Origin of the sequence: Lysinibacillus sp. NPDC094403, assembly GCF_050278745.1 — a bacterium.
Taxonomy (GTDB): Bacteria; Bacillota; Bacilli; order Bacillales_A; family Planococcaceae; genus Lysinibacillus.
The window spans coordinates 343,726-360,332 of the sequence record NZ_JBNNTL010000001.1 but is presented as its reverse complement, the minus strand read 5'-3'; the positions used below and the strand labels follow the sequence as shown (position 1 = coordinate 360,332).

At 34.4% G+C, this 16,607-nt stretch carries 12 protein-coding genes and 1 pseudogene; 1 reads left to right on the top strand and 12 read right to left on the bottom strand.

Annotated elements, in window-relative coordinates:
- Positions 1-33: 33 nt before the first annotated feature.
- From ACQKMV_RS01590 to ACQKMV_RS01540, 11 genes and pseudogenes are all read right to left on the bottom strand, one after another.
- On the bottom strand, positions 34-1,677 hold the full coding sequence (locus ACQKMV_RS01590) for a glycerol-3-phosphate dehydrogenase/oxidase (protein ID WP_427502088.1): 1,644 nt from the start codon (positions 1,675-1,677) through the stop codon (positions 34-36).
- Positions 1,678-2,323: 646 nt separating this feature from the next.
- Positions 2,324-2,899 carry an RloB family protein gene (locus ACQKMV_RS01585; protein ID WP_427502087.1) on the bottom strand — a complete coding sequence of 192 codons (576 nt, stop codon included), beginning with the start codon at positions 2,897-2,899 and terminating at the stop codon, positions 2,324-2,326.
- Positions 2,900-2,974: 75 nt separating this feature from the next.
- Positions 2,975-4,258, bottom strand: coding sequence for an AAA family ATPase (locus ACQKMV_RS01580; RefSeq protein WP_427502086.1), 1,284 nt, complete (start codon positions 4,256-4,258; stop codon positions 2,975-2,977).
- Positions 4,259-4,612: 354 nt separating this feature from the next.
- Positions 4,613-5,539 carry an NAD-dependent epimerase/dehydratase family protein gene (locus ACQKMV_RS01575; protein WP_427502085.1) on the bottom strand — a complete coding sequence of 309 codons (927 nt, stop codon included), beginning with the start codon at positions 5,537-5,539 and terminating at the stop codon, positions 4,613-4,615.
- Between the two features lie 247 nt (positions 5,540-5,786).
- The gene (locus tag ACQKMV_RS01570) at positions 5,787-6,314 is read right to left on the bottom strand and encodes a YceI family protein (RefSeq protein ID WP_427502084.1); all 528 of its coding nucleotides are present in this window, start codon (positions 6,312-6,314) and stop codon (positions 5,787-5,789) included.
- A gap of 306 nt (positions 6,315-6,620) precedes the next feature.
- On the bottom strand, positions 6,621-7,190 hold the full coding sequence (locus ACQKMV_RS01565; protein ID WP_427423560.1) for a manganese efflux pump: 570 nt from the start codon (positions 7,188-7,190) through the stop codon (positions 6,621-6,623).
- 229 nt (positions 7,191-7,419) lie between these two features.
- On the bottom strand, positions 7,420-9,138 hold the full coding sequence (locus ACQKMV_RS01560; protein ID WP_427502083.1) for a methyl-accepting chemotaxis protein: 1,719 nt from the start codon (positions 9,136-9,138) through the stop codon (positions 7,420-7,422).
- Between the two features lie 134 nt (positions 9,139-9,272).
- Positions 9,273-10,274: an HD domain-containing phosphohydrolase gene (locus ACQKMV_RS01555; RefSeq protein ID WP_427502082.1), complete on the bottom strand. Its 1,002-nt coding sequence runs from the start codon at positions 10,272-10,274 to the stop codon at positions 9,273-9,275.
- Positions 10,275-10,342: 68 nt separating this feature from the next.
- Complete coding sequence (locus tag ACQKMV_RS01550) at positions 10,343-11,836, bottom strand: helix-turn-helix domain-containing protein (RefSeq protein WP_427502081.1); 1,494 nt, start codon at positions 11,834-11,836, stop codon at positions 10,343-10,345.
- Between the two features lie 1,355 nt (positions 11,837-13,191).
- Positions 13,192-13,437, bottom strand: a pseudogene (locus tag ACQKMV_RS01545) (ABC transporter permease); the annotation flags it as partial.
- Positions 13,434-14,351: an ATP-binding cassette domain-containing protein gene (locus tag ACQKMV_RS01540; protein ID WP_427502080.1), complete on the bottom strand. Its 918-nt coding sequence runs from the start codon at positions 14,349-14,351 to the stop codon at positions 13,434-13,436. The gene ACQKMV_RS01540 and the pseudogene ACQKMV_RS01545, both read right to left, overlap by 4 nt.
- A 284-nt stretch (positions 14,352-14,635) precedes the next feature.
- Between ACQKMV_RS01540 and ACQKMV_RS01535 the strand changes: the two genes are divergently transcribed.
- Positions 14,636-15,508 (top strand): glycine betaine ABC transporter substrate-binding protein, encoded by an 873-nt coding sequence (locus ACQKMV_RS01535; protein ID WP_427502079.1) that lies wholly within the window; start codon positions 14,636-14,638, stop codon positions 15,506-15,508.
- Positions 15,509-15,839: 331 nt separating this feature from the next.
- Here ACQKMV_RS01535 and ACQKMV_RS01530 read toward each other — a convergent pair whose 3' ends face one another.
- Positions 15,840-16,601, bottom strand: a complete 762-nt coding sequence (locus ACQKMV_RS01530; RefSeq protein WP_427502078.1) for a gamma-glutamyl-gamma-aminobutyrate hydrolase family protein — start codon at positions 16,599-16,601, stop codon at positions 15,840-15,842.
- Positions 16,602-16,607 lie beyond the last annotated feature (6 nt).

Below are 16,607 nucleotides of genomic sequence, written 5' to 3'. Positions count from 1 at the left end.
GTCAGGTCGCCATTAAGACGGCCTTCATTTTTATTATAATGCAGTTGTAGCTCTAGTTATTTCTATATTTAAATCTTTTTCATATTGTGTACGTTGTTCAGTAGACCAGTTTAATTGTTTTGCCATTTCATCTAATACCGCCTCTTTATATTGTTTCACAAGTGCGATATTAAAGAACATATAAGCTGTACGGCGAATCATAAAGTCATTCGGATGAACAACCATTTCATGACGAATACCATATAGTAGCTGAGCATATAGCCCTTGTGGTAAAGTAGGATGCTTTTCTTTGGCATATTCAAAAACAACGTCTACATTAGAACCATAATGATGTGCTAAATGTTTTGCTTCCTCTTCTGGTAATCCAATTTCGACACCCATTTTTACACGTTTTGACACGAAGGCATGTAAGTTTTGAGAGCCCCCAACATCTCCACCAGATATATGAATATTCTTTGTATGACATGGTTTTGATGTAATGCCGAATCGCTGTTCTAAATCTTGCGCAATCATATTTAAAACTGTTTCAGCCATTTTACGATAACCTGTTAATTTACCGCCAGCAATTGTCACAAGACCTGAAGGAGATTCCCATACTTCATCCTTACGAGAAATTTCAGATGGATTTTTACCTTCCTCATGAATTAATGGGCGAACTCCTGCCCAGCTGGATTCGATATCTTCATCAGTGACTTTAACTTTTGGAAACATGTAATGTATTGCCTTCATAATATAATCACGATCTTCTTGATGGATATTCATTTCTCGGGCATCGCCTTTGTAAAATGTATCTGTTGTTCCAACATATGTTTTCCCATCACGAGGAATTGCAAACACCATACGACCATCAGGTGTATCAAAATAGACAGCTTGACGTAGTGGGAACTTGGATTCATCAAAAACGATGTGCACACCTTTTGATAAAATTAAATGCTTACCATTTTGTTTCCCTTCGATAGTACGAACTTCATCTACCCATGGACCCGCAGCATTCACAACTTTTTTTGCACGAATATTAAAAGCGTTATGGGCAATTAAATCTTGTGCGACGATACCCTTAATTTTCTTTTGGTCATTGTATAAAAAGTTTTCTGCCTTTGTATAATTAATAAGTGTTGCGCCTTTTTCGATGGCAGCTTTGGCAACTTCGACTGTCAGACGTGCATCATCTGTACGATATTCTACATAAACACCACCGCCGAGTAATTCCTCACCTTTGACCAAAGGTTCTTTTTCCATTGTTTTTGCAGCATTTAACATATATCGACGCTCAGAACGTTTAACCCCTGCTAAAAAATCATAGACACGTAAGCCAATATTCGTTGAGAATTTCCCGAATGTGCCACCTTTATGGAATGGCAGTAGCATCCATACAGGTGTTGTTACATGCGGTCCATTTTCATAAACGATTGCACGCTCTTTTCCTAAATCTGCAACCTCTTTTATTTCAAATTGTTTTAAATAACGAAGTCCACCATGCACTAATTTTGTCGAACGACTAGAAGTACCAGAGGCGAAGTCTTGCATTTCAACTAACGCTACAGATAATCCACGAGCAATTGCATCAAGTGCAATACCACAACCTGTAATACCACCACCGATAACCAATAAATCGTATTCTTTACTTTGTAATTCTTCAATCGTTTGTTGACGTTGAATTGCTGAAGCTGTGCTCATAATGAAACTCCTCCTTATTAAGAACGAAAAAAAGAGACCATTAAAAGCACATGTACAAAATGTACATATGTTTTTAATGGTCTCTCAATCGCTCAAACCTTGTATATTAACTTAATTTCATTGTAATGTGTTTAGAGAGAAAAGGCAAGTTAGCTAATTTTTAAAAATAACGAAGACAAAATACACTTTTCAATCATTTATAGGTTTGAGTCGTGTCATATGTACAGTTCAATTATCATAGCTTCTGATATTATTTATTTCCCAATACAAAAAATTTATTTATTCACATTAGTTAGTGGAAATCAATTTCGACTTAGTGTGATTGCGTCCGGAAATACCCACCTTGTTCTAGTGAAATATAAAAACAGCAGGTTCTCCATTAAGTGATGGAAAACCTGCTGTTTAGCAATCAATTATGCCTCGGCATAATTGCGCCCGGAATCGGCTTTGTGCTTAGCCCTGCAGATGTTTTTTTGTGCGAAAGCGTAGTGCTAACGTAGCGGCAGTGCTGCTGTCGCTTCGCTTTCGCACAGATAAATTACCACAGGACGTGGCGTTCTTAGACTGAGTTCCTCTCTCTATTTCAGCAGGTGTCTTTTGTACAGAAAGCGTAGCGACAGGTACAAAAGACACCCGCTGAAAGAAGTTAAAATATGTATTGTATCATTTCATGTATGTTGCAATAAGGATTGTCACGGCTTTCCGTCTCGCGAAGTGCCATCATATCTGTGCAATTTTTAATAGCAACCTCATGTCGAAGTGCGATAGGTGCAATGACTGACTCATCCGCTTTATGACGGAAGTAACGTGTTACCCCAAGATGCTGCTCCATCTTGTCATTTAATACAGCACGAGGATACTTTTCAGAAATATCGACCTCTTCAAAATGCAATAGTAGCCATAATTCAAATGCTTCGTTTGTATAGGCAATATGAATACTTTTCTCCTCACAAAAAGCATTAACTTCGTCTAATTGCTTTTCGGTCAAATCATCTTTATCAAAAACAATCCAAACCTCATCAGAATATTGATAGCTCGAATCTCGATAGGCATGCTGGGCTAGCTTAATAGCTGAACGCTTAACGTTTTTTATTTTGACACTTACCATTTTGGAACGCTTTAAAATACGCATTTGCTCAAAATAAATACGTTCGGTTTCACCTTCACAATAAACTAAAATTGTTTTACGCAGTGTTCGATTCCCTTGTTGACGTACTCTCACTGTTCTGATACCTCCACTTCCTATCAATTATGGGTTTTCACAGGATGTGAAGTTCCTAGCCTGAGTTCCTCTATTTCAGCGGGTGTTTGGATACCCGCTAAAAGAAGTTAAATACTGGTCTGATAAATATTCATTAATAACCGGTGTAGCCCCAAATTCTCCCTTTAAGTAACGCTTGGCATAGGAAATATCTCCACGTTTCTTCTGTAAATCTGCAAAATCAAATAAAGAATATAACTCGGATTCATTTTTAAAGCTTTTATTCACAAACCATATTTGATCGGAACGTAGTGGCTGATCTAATAAATCAATTTCATGAGTTGTGACCACAAATTGATTAGTAACGTTACGTTTGCTGTTCATAATGGCCATTAAAAATTCGCAGATGGACACATGAAAAGCTGTATCAAATTCATCTATAAAGATAGTCTTTCCTTTATTGTATGCATCTACCATGACACATGCTAAATGCAGCATACGGACTGTCCCCTTTGAATCCATCGTCCAATTGATCGTCTCTGTCCCTATCGGCGCACCTGCTTCATTGAACGATAAATAGTGTAAATCGATATCCACCTCTTGAATAACCTCTGAAGTGTCAAAATCATAGCCAATAGTATTTTTCTCTCTACGCTCAACGCGTCTTGCCGTTACATCTTGAATAGAGAAGTCTGCAATCTTAAGTAACTTAATAACCTCTTTTTTAAAGGGCTCCTCTTCAAGTTTACGAATAAGTGGATGACTTGATAACCGATTTGCTTCATCTAAAAACAGTATTTTATGTAAAAACCAATCAAATATTTTCGTAGCATCTGGGTCATTAAAGACATTTAATACTGATAAGAAAGCTGTATTATCACGTGTATATTTTGTCAATTCTAGCGCTGTGCTTTGGGCAGTTTCATACAAATATTCTGTCCCATCCCATTGTCTATTAAAGAGCTGTTCTTTCATGGATTTTGTCGTTTTAGTTAGGCATTCATAAAGGACCTGCGATGCATTATACTGTACCTCATAATCGTACAGTACCTCATCTATTATTAATGAAATCATAAATTCTGTCGGTTGCCCTTGCTGATCCCCTAACTTAAATGGCTGGTAGGGTAGGCGCAGCTGTTTGACATTATTAAGATTTTCAAAGTTAAACAATAAAGAACGTAAAATTTTAATGGCCGTGAATAAGTTTGATTTTCCACTTCCATTTGGTCCGAAAATAAAAGCACTTTTTACAAGGCGAAACGAGTCAAATTTCATCGTATGTGTGTCCTTTAATTTACGAATGCGGCTGCCCGCCACCATTGAAAATAGTGTTTCATCCTTATAACTTAAGCAATTTTTCACTCTAAAATCTACTAGCATGTATAAGCCCCCGTTCAATTCCGCAACATTCTTTAATTATACTATAGGCGTAAAAAAACACCTATTACTCCTCGTAATACTAATAATGCGATGCACAATTATGTACTGATGAATGATTGAACATATAAAAAGACGATTTCCCCCTTTATAGTAGGGTAAATCGTCAAAGATTACATATAATCATCTACATATTCTCACCTTAACGCGAAGTTGATTTCAGTTCCGACTGGGCACTTTCCTAGAGTCGCTCCAAAAAATGAAATTGTTCCGATAAAATGAGGTTTTGTTCCGCTAATTCTTCAAAGTATTCATATAAAAATGAATTCATCACATTGACATACTTTTACAATGCCCTTAAATTTCCACTATCTTTTCATTTTGTAATGCTTGTAATGTCCGCTCTATGCCTTCCGCAAAAGAAGTTTTTGGTCTCCATCCTATTGCCTTTGCCAACTTTTCATTATTTAAAAACGAATGCTCAATATCACCCTCTCTTGCAGGAGCATATTGAATTTCTAAAGGATGATTTAAATGCTGTAATAATAAAACGACTTGATGAATCGACCATGCCTCATTCGTTGATACATTATAAATGCCCTGTAATCTAGCCTGCACTCCAGCATAAATAGCATCTGCAATGTCATCTACATATATGAAATCTCGTGTTTGTTCTCCATCTCCATAAATCGTAAAGGGCTTTCCATCAATACTGCTTTTTAGCATGCTAGGAATAACCGCCGCTTCCCCACGCATACATTGCCTAGGACCGAATACATTAGCAAATCTGTAAATTAATGTTGGTAAATGATAATCCTTTTGCCATTTTTCACAATATGTCTCACCAATACTTTTGTTTAATCCATACATCGAAATCGGTTCACTAACATCGGTTTCTTCTAGTGGAGGATAGTGACTATCTCCATAAACAGCTGCTGACGAGGCAAACACGAAATGCTTTACCTTATATTTTGACGATAAAAAGAGCATCTGACTAAGCCCTACAATATTCGTTAAAACATCCTTCACTGGCTCTTGCACCGATTTTTGGACACTCGTTTGCGCTGCACAATGGATGACCACATCGAATGATGTTTCTTTAAAGAGATGCTCACAAACTTCATCTTCTATATTCAAAAGGTAAGATTTATGCTCAAAATCGACATTGCGTAAATGACCTGTACTTAAATTATCAATAATATAAACATTTGCACCCTCTTTAAAAAAACGCCTCGCCACTGCACTACCAATAAAACCATAGCCACCTGTCACTAATACATTCATCCCATCGCCCCCAAAAACAATATGATGTTTTATATGCTGTAATTACTAAAATTATGCAAGTAACTTATTTATTGTGTTATTTTTTGACAAAGTTTTTTATTTACATAAAAAAATGTGCCCGATATGTATCGAGCACATTTTACAAAAATCCGCCGGAGGCTTTGGGCCAACGTGATGTTGGTCACTCAGTCATTGCCACAGGACGTGGCGTTATTAGACTGAGTTCCTCTATTTCAGCTGAAAGAAGTTAAGCTGGGTTTACTTCCAGTTCAACTGTAATTTTGATGTCTTTCCCAACTAGAACACCGCCAGTTTCCAATGCCGCATTCCAAGTTAAGCCAAAATCTTCACGATTGATTGATGTTGTAGATTCAAAGCCATAAACTTCTTGGCCCCATGGATTTGTACCTTTACCATTAAATTCAGTATCAAATGTTACTGATTTCGTTACGTCTTTAATTGTTAAATCACCTGTAACCGCATATTCATCATCTGATTTTTTTGCAATGTTTGTTGACTTGAATGTAATTGTTGGATATTTTTCAGCATCGAAGAAATCTGCTGCTTTTAAGTGATTATCACGATCTTCACTACGTGTATTAATGCTAGCTGCATCAATTGCAAAGCTAATGTTTGCTGTTGTTAAATCGGCAAGATCTGCCGCTTCAATATCAGCTGAATAAGTATCAAATACACCTTTTACTTTTGATACCATCATGTGTTTTACTTGAAAGTTAATTGCTGAGTGTCCTAAATCAATGTTCCATTTTGCCATTATAAATTCCTCCAATTAAGTTGATTTTATCTCGATTTCGAGATATATTTTAAAATATGAAGTAACTACATTAAATATGTTCCCTAAGATTAAAAGGGATAAATATTGTAGTTACTTCTTTCATACATCCTAGTTAAAACAGTTACGAAAAGTAATTGATTACTTTATGTAACTTACTATATATTAATAATTTACTTACGTCAAGTTATTTCTTTAAAACTTTTTTAAATCGATAATGCCAGATTTTCCTTTCGAAGATTGTGTACGATAAAAGGTGGACTCTCTCGCTTTGAAATTTTGTAGTGTTCAAGAAATTATTTCAATGATCCCTATAAGAATAAGTAACCACCCTGAAATAGCAGTTGAGTATCTTCCAATAAAAGTTTTTGTAAGTAAGACTCCAAAATGCACACCAGCACCTACTGTTATGAACGAAAAGACACCGATAGAAATAACTGTCCAAATCGCAGAAATACCATTGGCCCCTAGTGCTATTCCTCCGGCTAAACAGTTGGCTGATAAGACGAAGCCGAGCGTCATTGCTTCTCGAATTGAAATGATATAATTTTTATCCTCATCAAATACTTCAGGATGTTCCAATATTCCTTGTTTAGAAAAGCGACTAGATAATAAAGTCCATATCCCAATTGCACAAAGCAAAAGACTTCCTATTAAATTTGCGAAATCTGGAGAGACATAATTAATAACTACGCTTCCAGCTGTTACTGCAGCGTATGTGACGATCATTGAAATAAGGGCAATAACCGCATTGGATAATACGGGTATTTTTACTCGCTTAATACCATAGGCGAGACCAATTCCTAAATTATCTAAGTTGGCAGCAATCCCAATAAGTATGATGGCTATCCAATGCATTCCTTTCCTCCTCAATAACGTAAAATCCATTCTCACATATGATATGAAGGGAAAGAATTTTTGTTCATCGATGTTTTGAACGGATTTAATCGAGAAGAGATTGGGATTACCCTCGATTCAATGAATTTTTCACGTAAGTACTTAAGTTCCTCATACTTCAACGCATTTAACCCGCGGAAGACTTGAATGAAATTCATTTTTTCGTCTTTTAACATCTGGTATATTTTTCCTATAATATGAACTTATTTAATTCTTGAGAAACCTTTTCAGCAATATTTGCCGTTTCAACGGATGACTCTGCTACATGCTGTATTGCTTGTAATGTTTCTGAAATACCCTTTGCTATATCATTTGACTGATCAGATGACTCTATAGCGACATTTGATACATTTTCAATCGCCTCTTGTATTTCCAGCATGGAATATTTCATTGTTTCTACAAATGCTGTCACATCAGTGATTAATACATTAAAATGCTGAGCATCCTCTTCATATTGAATTCCACTGTTTTGGAAAAGCTCATAATCAGGTGTTACTTTATTATCAATAAAGTTTAATAGCTCTTGCGCATTGATAGACACATTCTTAAATGCTTCTTCTACTTCACTAGTAACAATTTGTATTTTTTGAACGGTTTCGGATGATTGTTCAGCTAATTTACGTACTTCATCAGCTACAACAGCAAAACCTTTCCCTTGCTCCCCTGCTCTTACAGCCTCAATCGCTGCATTTAATGCTAACAAATTGGTTTGATCAGCAATATCTGCTATTGTTTCAGACATTACTTTTACTTCGGATACGATTTTTCCAGCTTGAATTGCTTCTAAAACTAGTTTTTGTTTTTCATCATATAGATTACGGGCTGTACTATATGCTTCAATAGCTGTTTCTTTAATTTCAAAGGCCCTATTTTTTACTTCTTGCGAGAAATCAAGACTTTGTTCTGTTTTCTCATTTAATTTTTTTGCACTATCGAGCACCTCAATTGCAGTAGCGTTTAATTGCTCGGTTGTTGCACCTAGTGTAGTACTTCCCATAGCGACATCTTTTGAAGTTGTATCAATTTCATCCATTGAAGCAGTAATTTCCTCAATAGTTCCAGTTAAATCTTCACTTAAAGTACGCATTTGTGCTGAGGTGCTACTAACACTAGAAACAAGTTCCTTAATATGAGAAACAGAATTGTTCAACCCTACAGTAATTTTCCCAAGATCATCAGGGTATATCACCTCAGCATGTCTTGTTAAATCGCCATTTTCAACTCCTGATACAACATCTTGAATATTGGAGATTGCCTTTTTGACATATCTACTTAATAAGATTAGAGCAGTTATACTAAATAATAGAGAAATAGTGATAATAATGATGTTTCTATACAATGTATTTTTATAAGTTACATAACTTTCATCGCTTTTTATATCAGCACTTTCGATATTTATGTGCTCAATTTGCTCCATAAGATCATCTCTTCGCTTCTCTTTTTCTAACAGCGGCTTTAGAAAAAGATCAGCATCTTCTATTTCTGCATCAGAGATTACCTGTTGAACCATAGATTCTAATGTTTCTTCATAATCTATATCTACTTGTTTTAAAGTCTTAAGTAGTTTACTTTCTTCACTACTCATATTTGTTTTCTCTAATTTATTAAAATTAACAATACTATCTTCTTCCAAAGCTACTATTTCTTCATAATATTCATTTTTTTCACCGATATCTTTTGAATTAAAAAAAATTTTAAACTTTAAATTAGTTATTTTTTGTTGATTAACGTAAATATTACTTAAAAAATATACTGATTTTAAATTGTCTTTATAAATATGCTGTGCTCTATTATTCATTTCATTAACGCCCAATATCCCCGTAAACCCTATCATTACAAGAGCTATCAAGATAATGGTATTAAATATTCCGAACTTACCAACCAAAGATGCATTTTTGTAAAACTTCATTACCCCTCCACCTTAATACATTTTTTTAAAATTTATAATAAAATTGGTAATTATACTTAAACAGTCTATTATGCAGCTGTATAGGTAACAAACAATTTCACTATCACACATATTATTTACCTGAACACTCTGCTTTATTTTAGTATAATACTATTCTTACCTACTACTTTTTCTATAAACACTTCTACTAAATTCGGGTCAAACTTAATACCCTTCTGTTCTTTTAAATAAGAAAGAGCTTCTTCTTTTGTCCAAGCTTTTTTATAAGCTCTATTACTAACTAAAGCGTCGTAAACATCTACTATAGATATTACTCTCGCTTCAAAAGGAATTTCTTCTCCTTTTAATCCCTTTGGATATCCTGTTCCATCCCAATTCTCATGATGATATTTAATAATATTTTCAGCTATTTTTGTATCATCAAAAACTTTATTGTCCATTTCATTAGTCAGTTTATTCAATACATCTACACCCATAAGAGGATGCATCTTCATAATTTTCTTTTCATAGACTGTTAATGGACCAGTTTTATACAGTATCGATTCTGGTATACCCGTTTTTCCAATGTCATGTAATACACTGAAATCTATAATTTTACTTACATAATCTAACGATAAATTATAGGTTCTATCTTCAAAGAGGATTAGCAAGAATTCCTCAGATAACTTTTGCACATTTAAAAGATGTTCTGCTATATTTACATCACGCATTTCAGTTGATAGAGCTAACAGCTTAAATACTTCTTTTTGATCTATCTTGTTCTGATTCACTTCTTCTATCAATAGTTGTTCTGCTATGCGCATTACTCCTACATAATAAACAATTTCTTTTATTTCAATAGGTGTAATCGTTATAAATGAATACCTTAGCTCTAATGATTTGTTGATATTAACCATTGTCCCAGACCATGGCTGTCCTTTTCTTAATGTATGTTTTAACGATTTATACATAACAAATGGTGTTGCACTCGATTTTAAAGATTCTATTGATAATCCTATTAGAAATTCTCTTTTATAGCCGGTGATCGTTTCGTATTGTTGGTTTATATCAATAATGAATTGATTTTCATCAACGATGACAACAGCATCACCCAATTTTAAATAATATGTTAATTCCTTCGGTATATTTTTACACATTTAACCGACTCCTCATCAATTGTTTAATTCATTAGCATAACTCATCCCCAAAATATCGACTTATTTCTTTAAACTTCACTTAATAAAGTTTTCAATAGTAGCTTATTCGGCTGTTGATACTTATTGAAATAGATTTCCTGTAGTTTTTTTGATAACCTTTCATAATCGCTTCTTTGAGGAACTGTATTCCATACAAATATATCTTCTAAGTCTTTGTTAATATTTAAGTATAAGCGATCCGTTATAATTAGTTCCGCCTCTTCATCTTCAGAACATAACTCAACATGGATAAAAAGACGTTTTATTTGACTGAATAGATATGGAACATCATTTATCATTGAAAATATTTTTATTTTAATCGTATCCCTATTTACAAAATCAATTGTTTGTTTTAGTAATTTATGATATCGGCCAATTAATATTTCTCTTCGTTTAAATACGGTGTCGAAAGCCTTATTTTCCAATAGCCGATCATAAAACTGATTCATGATTTCTATTTGAGCAGTTTCATGCATGTTTAATCGCTTTTTATAAAGATCTTCTTTAAATAAACTAGCTGGACCAGAAAAGGTTAAAATAAAATAATGAAGATGCAGTAAGTTTACAAAGAGTGCCCCATATTCTTCTACATCTAAAGTAACTGAAAAATACTCAATGAATACTTCCATCCAGTATAAAGTTGTTTGTACAAATAACTCCTGATTATGATGTTGTGCAAAGTTAATCAATAAACTTACTGCATTATCTTTCTTCAGATAATGACGCATACAGCTAATGATGGAGAATGTAAACATTGTTTCTAGTTCGATTTCTTCATCTGATAAATCAGTAATTTTTTTAAATATATACTTAATTCTTCCTGACAATTGCTCATAGTTATGATGATGTTTCGTAAAGTTAGCGTACATAGGATGATATTCGATTAAGCAACCTAATTTTACACGTGTTAAGCAAATAGCCAGCCAATATAAAAGTTGTTCGGAATAGGCTATGTCTACTTCCTCCATTAATTCTAGTATTTCTTCTCTAGAAACTTGAACAAATGGCCATTCCTCTCCCCAAGATGAATTCCAGTAGAACAAGAAATAAAAATAACGAAATTGCTTTTCTGTCCCGTCAAGACTGACTTCCGCATAAGATGTATACTTCAAGTGAAATTGATCTAACAAAGGCTTAACTTTTTTTATTCGTCGATATACGGATGCAGGGCTAGTGAAATTATCCAAAACAAACATGTTTATATCAAAAAATTTATTGTAAAACATCTCATCAAAAACTTTATATGTTAATGAGTTTTGTAAATAATATCTTTCTATAGTCTTCATAGAAAAATTATCTTTATAAATTAATTGAAAATACTTAAGCTCTTCTTTTTGGATAACAGCAGATTCGGTAATAAATTCTAAATCAATTGCTATCTCATCTACTATTTTCAAAATTGTTCTCTCAGACAGACCCATCCTTTGGGATAACTCGAAACTTGAATATAGCCTCTGTTCTTTGTAAATATGATGTAATACACCCACTTTTTGCAAAGATAAACGATCCAAGAAATTATACATAAAAACACCTCAATGTCTTCCACCGGTAAACTCCAGCTGTGTCATACTAACAGTTTGAATTAGATAAGCTTATATATCTCTTATCAATACATTCTATTCCCCGTTTTTTATGACACTAAACATTAAAAAGTAATATTTTTAATACTTTATAACTACTTTAGATAATAAAAGTAGCCAATAAAACAGATGTTAAGATTATTTAACTACTCTTTTAAACAACAAATACAGCTTATTCTCACCAAATTCACTTAATTTTAAAAAACTGTGAATAAATCCTCTTGTTTCCAATGATATTTACACTATATCAGGCATTTTAAAACAAACAAAATCAGTTTTTGTTCGTTTTCATGCAAAAGTTGATAATCTTATAAAATCCATTCAAAACATCTATCTTTTAGGGATTCTCAATTCTAATTTTTCATCTTAAAACCGGGCCATCTACAGCATTTCTATCGTGAGGAAGTGTTTCTCAACGCCACAGACTTCCACAAGGCTATATGTAAAATTGAACATGTTGTTATAGGAACTTTTAAAAAAATTCTCCTTATAAAATACAAACGGTGATAAATATGTCCTCTTTCTTATCTAAATAGAAAAAGAGATGTATCAAATTACGAAACATCTCCCTTCATGGTTAGACTTATAAATCAAGCGCACGGTAATTGTACGCTGTAAATTGTGCGCTTGTTATGTTCATATAGAATCTTCAATTGTCTTAACGCTTGATGTGGATTCCAACCTTTATAACACTCAAGTTTGTGATAGCATCTCCCTTAAACACTCTGTTCTCTATTTCTAAAATTGGCTTGCCTTTAATCTCATTAGGAATAACGATATCCCTTAATTCATCCTTAATCGTACAATGGCAACACCGCCACTCAAACTCTCTATTATATAATCACCTTCACTATCACTGAGTTCATAAGTAGATAGATTACAGTGATAGTTAAGAAACTATCAAAAGTATGACAATAGTAAGCTAACTTTTTTCATTTACTACAAAATCTCCTTAATGTATCAATCAAGAAAATCAAAATTTTTATATTTAACATTCGAAACTATAGCATTACCTATAAAATTAAAAAAATCAAAATTTGTTAGTTTTCGAGCAAATTTTGATAATCTTTTTTCTTGCAATTTTGAGTTTCATCAAAATCAGCACCATAACTTCAACCACGGCTCATTCCTTCCCCTTAAATCCAGCCTTCTACAAAAGATAAAGTGCAACATTAACCAGTGTGGGTTACATACAGATAATATGGGATAAATTATTCTATGAAAAAAGACATTAGTTTTTATAACTAATGCCTCGTTTAATCTCTCTTAAGTATTTTATTTGCCTCTTATTTCTTCCTCCCTTTATGCTCCATATCACAAATACGAGAGACAACAATGGCAGAAATAATTGGCATAAAAAGCCCATTCATAGAGGATATATTGAAAATGATAGATTCCCACACAGCGTGTTCCGGATTTTTAGCTATGGACCGGGTAATAGACATGAATGCCCACAGCATCTCCACGCCAAGAAATAATGTAATCATGATCCATACTTTTTTACGGCGTATTTTGTAATATTCTAGTCCTAATGTTTTAATCACAAGCTTCGCTCCTTCCCTGTCAGCTCCAGGAAAATGTCCTCCAAGCTTTTCTTTTGCTCTTCAATCCTAGTGACAGGAATGTAATGTTCTACAAGTAGTCTATTTATTTCTGCAACCTCTTTGTCCGCAAGATTGTCGAATTCAAGACGGCTACCGCCTTTTGTTAGACTATAGCCTTGCGTGAGGAGCAACTCCTCTGCTTTAGTGTTGTCTCCGGTTTTAAGACGGATTGCGCTTCTACCTTTTTTTTGTAAACTTTCCATACTTCCTTGAAACAGTAGATTCCCATCGCTGATAATGCCTACTGAAGTAGCAATTTGGTCAATCTCTGAGAGCATATGGCTAGAGAGCAATACAGTAATCCCATAGCGTGCTGGCAATGATTTAATGAGTTCTCGAATTTCACCAATGCCTGCGGGATCAAGACCGTTCGTTGGTTCATCTAGAATCAGTAGCTTCGGGAAGGCGAGCAAGGCCATTGCGATACCTAATCGTTGCTTCATTCCTAGAGAATATTGTTCAGCTTTTTTGTCCTTCTGATTCTCCAGACGTACGATACGAAGTACCTCATGTATGTTTTTATCTGGTACATTTCTTAGTCGTTGCATGACCCTCATATTCTCGAGTCCTGTCAGATGCCCATAATAAGAAGGTGATTCGATTAAGGATCCCGTACGTTGTAAAATGGGTGACCGACGTTTGCTTAAACTTTCCCCAAATATATTGATTGTCCCTTCAGAAGGCTTGATGAGTCCGAGCAGCATTTTTAGCGTAGTTGTTTTTCCAGCACCATTCGGGCCCAAAAACCCATAAATCTCTCCTTCCTGAACATAAAGATCCACTTTATTTACTGAATTAATAGATCCATGCTTTTTAGTAAGATTCTGTGTTTGTACAATAGCAGAAGTATTCATAGGAAAAATCATCTCCGTTCAAGTCTTTTAATTTCTGTTCAACTCAAACATTAATGAATTTACCTTTCTCAAATCTAAAGTAAGTCTTACGACAGCCTTAAATTAAAGATTCAACGGCTCTTAAACATGAACTTTTTTACTTGTCCTATCTCAAATCTCCCTTTAAGATTTACAATTTTATAAACAAGCCGATTTGACAAAAGTAACAACCTTTTGATAACTTTAAGTTGTTACTTGTTAATATTTAGATATACCTCATCCTATAATAAAGAGAGGGAGATTCTATGAGATTCAGTAAATTATTGAAGATAGGATTGGCATTAGCATTAATGTTCGTATTAGCTGCTTGTAGCTCAGGTGGTGAAGACACGAAAAATAAAGAAAAAAATGAAGTGAACTTAACCTATGTTGAATGGGATACTGAAATTGCTTCTACAAATGTAGTAGGACAAGTTCTAGAGGACTTAGGATATGATGTAACACTAACACCACTAGATAATGGAATTATGTGGGAAGCTCTTGCTAAAGGAGAGGTTGATGGTATGGTGTCAGCTTGGTTACCACAAACACATGCCCCACAAGTTGAGAAGTACAAAGATAAAATAGTAGATTTGGGTGAAAACCTTGCAGGTGCAAAAATTGGCTTAGTTGTCCCAAGTTATATGGATGTAAACTCTATCGAAGATTTAACAGATGAAGCTGGTAAAACGATAACTGGCATTGATCCAGGAGCAAATATGACAGCAACTACGGATAATGCTTATAAAGAATATAGTAACCTTGAAGGCTGGAATGTAGTTACCTCATCTGCGGGCGCAATGACAGCAGCCCTTACTCAAGCCATTGCGAAAAATGAAGAAATCATAGTGACAGGTTGGTCTCCACACTGGAAATTTAACGCTTTTGATTTAAAATATTTAGACGATCCTAAAGGTATATACGGTGCTGAAGAATATATTGGCACATTTGCACGTAAAGGATTGAAAGAAGATAATCCGGGAGCGTATAGTGTTCTTAAAAACTTCCACTGGACTCCGGAAGATATTGAAAGTGTTATGTTTGATATTATGAAAGGCACTGATCCTAAAGAGGCAGCAAAAAAATGGATTAAAGACAATAAAGATAAAGTTTCAAAGTGGACAGAAGATGTAAAATAAGACAAATGATAGGCTTTTATATACTCTATCCAACAATTCGACTTTGATATATGAATTTCAGGCCCTACATATAGTGTCGTACAAATGCTCACGCAAAAAGTTGGAGTACACTTGCGATACACATAATTAACGAAAAGGCTCCATTCACTGAGCAATCAGTAAATGGAGCTTTTTATGTTATTATCTCCGGATGGAAATAACCCTCTTAAGTAAAGATACATAGGAAATGTTAAACTTTCCATTTTTTCAGATGAATTTTTTCATATTAAACTTACTACCGACGGAAGAAAACCACCTATAAATATTCCCATTAAGAACCTAGCGAGCTAGATTAATCATTTCTAAGGGAGCACTCCTTAATAAAACTCTCAAAAAAGACAGAGTGATTTACTTTGTTTCTCTGCATCATCTCAGGGTGCCATTGAACACCAACAATAAATCTCTCACCTTGAATTTCAATAGCCTCAATGACACCATCATCGGCTTTTGCAGCTACTACTAAATTTTCCCCTAAATCTTTAACTGCTTGATGATGGAAACTATTGATTCCTATACTTTTACTTCCGAAAATTTTTGCAAGTCTACTGTTTGTCTCAATATTTGCTATTTGAGAAATATTTTCGATAGGGTATGACGATAAGAAGTGCTCATTCTTAGTAACATCATCTTTAGCAAGATCTTGATGTAATGTGCCACCAAGAGCCACGTTCAGCATTTGACAACCTCTGCAAATCCCTAATATCGGAATTTGATAGTTCTCCAATGCAGATTTGATTAGTGCCAAATCTACATTGTCCCTTTTCACAGAGACTTCTCCAACTGCACTTGAAGGCATTTCGTTATAACAAAGTGGACTCACATCATTTCCGCCAGTAAAAATAATTCCATCTAGCTTTCCAAGAATCGGAAGGATTGTTTCTGGATTTTCAACAACTGGCAAAATCACTGGAATCCCTCCAGCTTTCTCAATTGCTTGAATATAGTCGTCTGCAAGAAGTTGCCATTCCTGGCTTGGTGCACCAAGGTGAGACACAACTCCAATCTGTCCATTTGGACTAAAGCTACAAGAAATTCCGATAATAGGTTTTTTCATAAAACT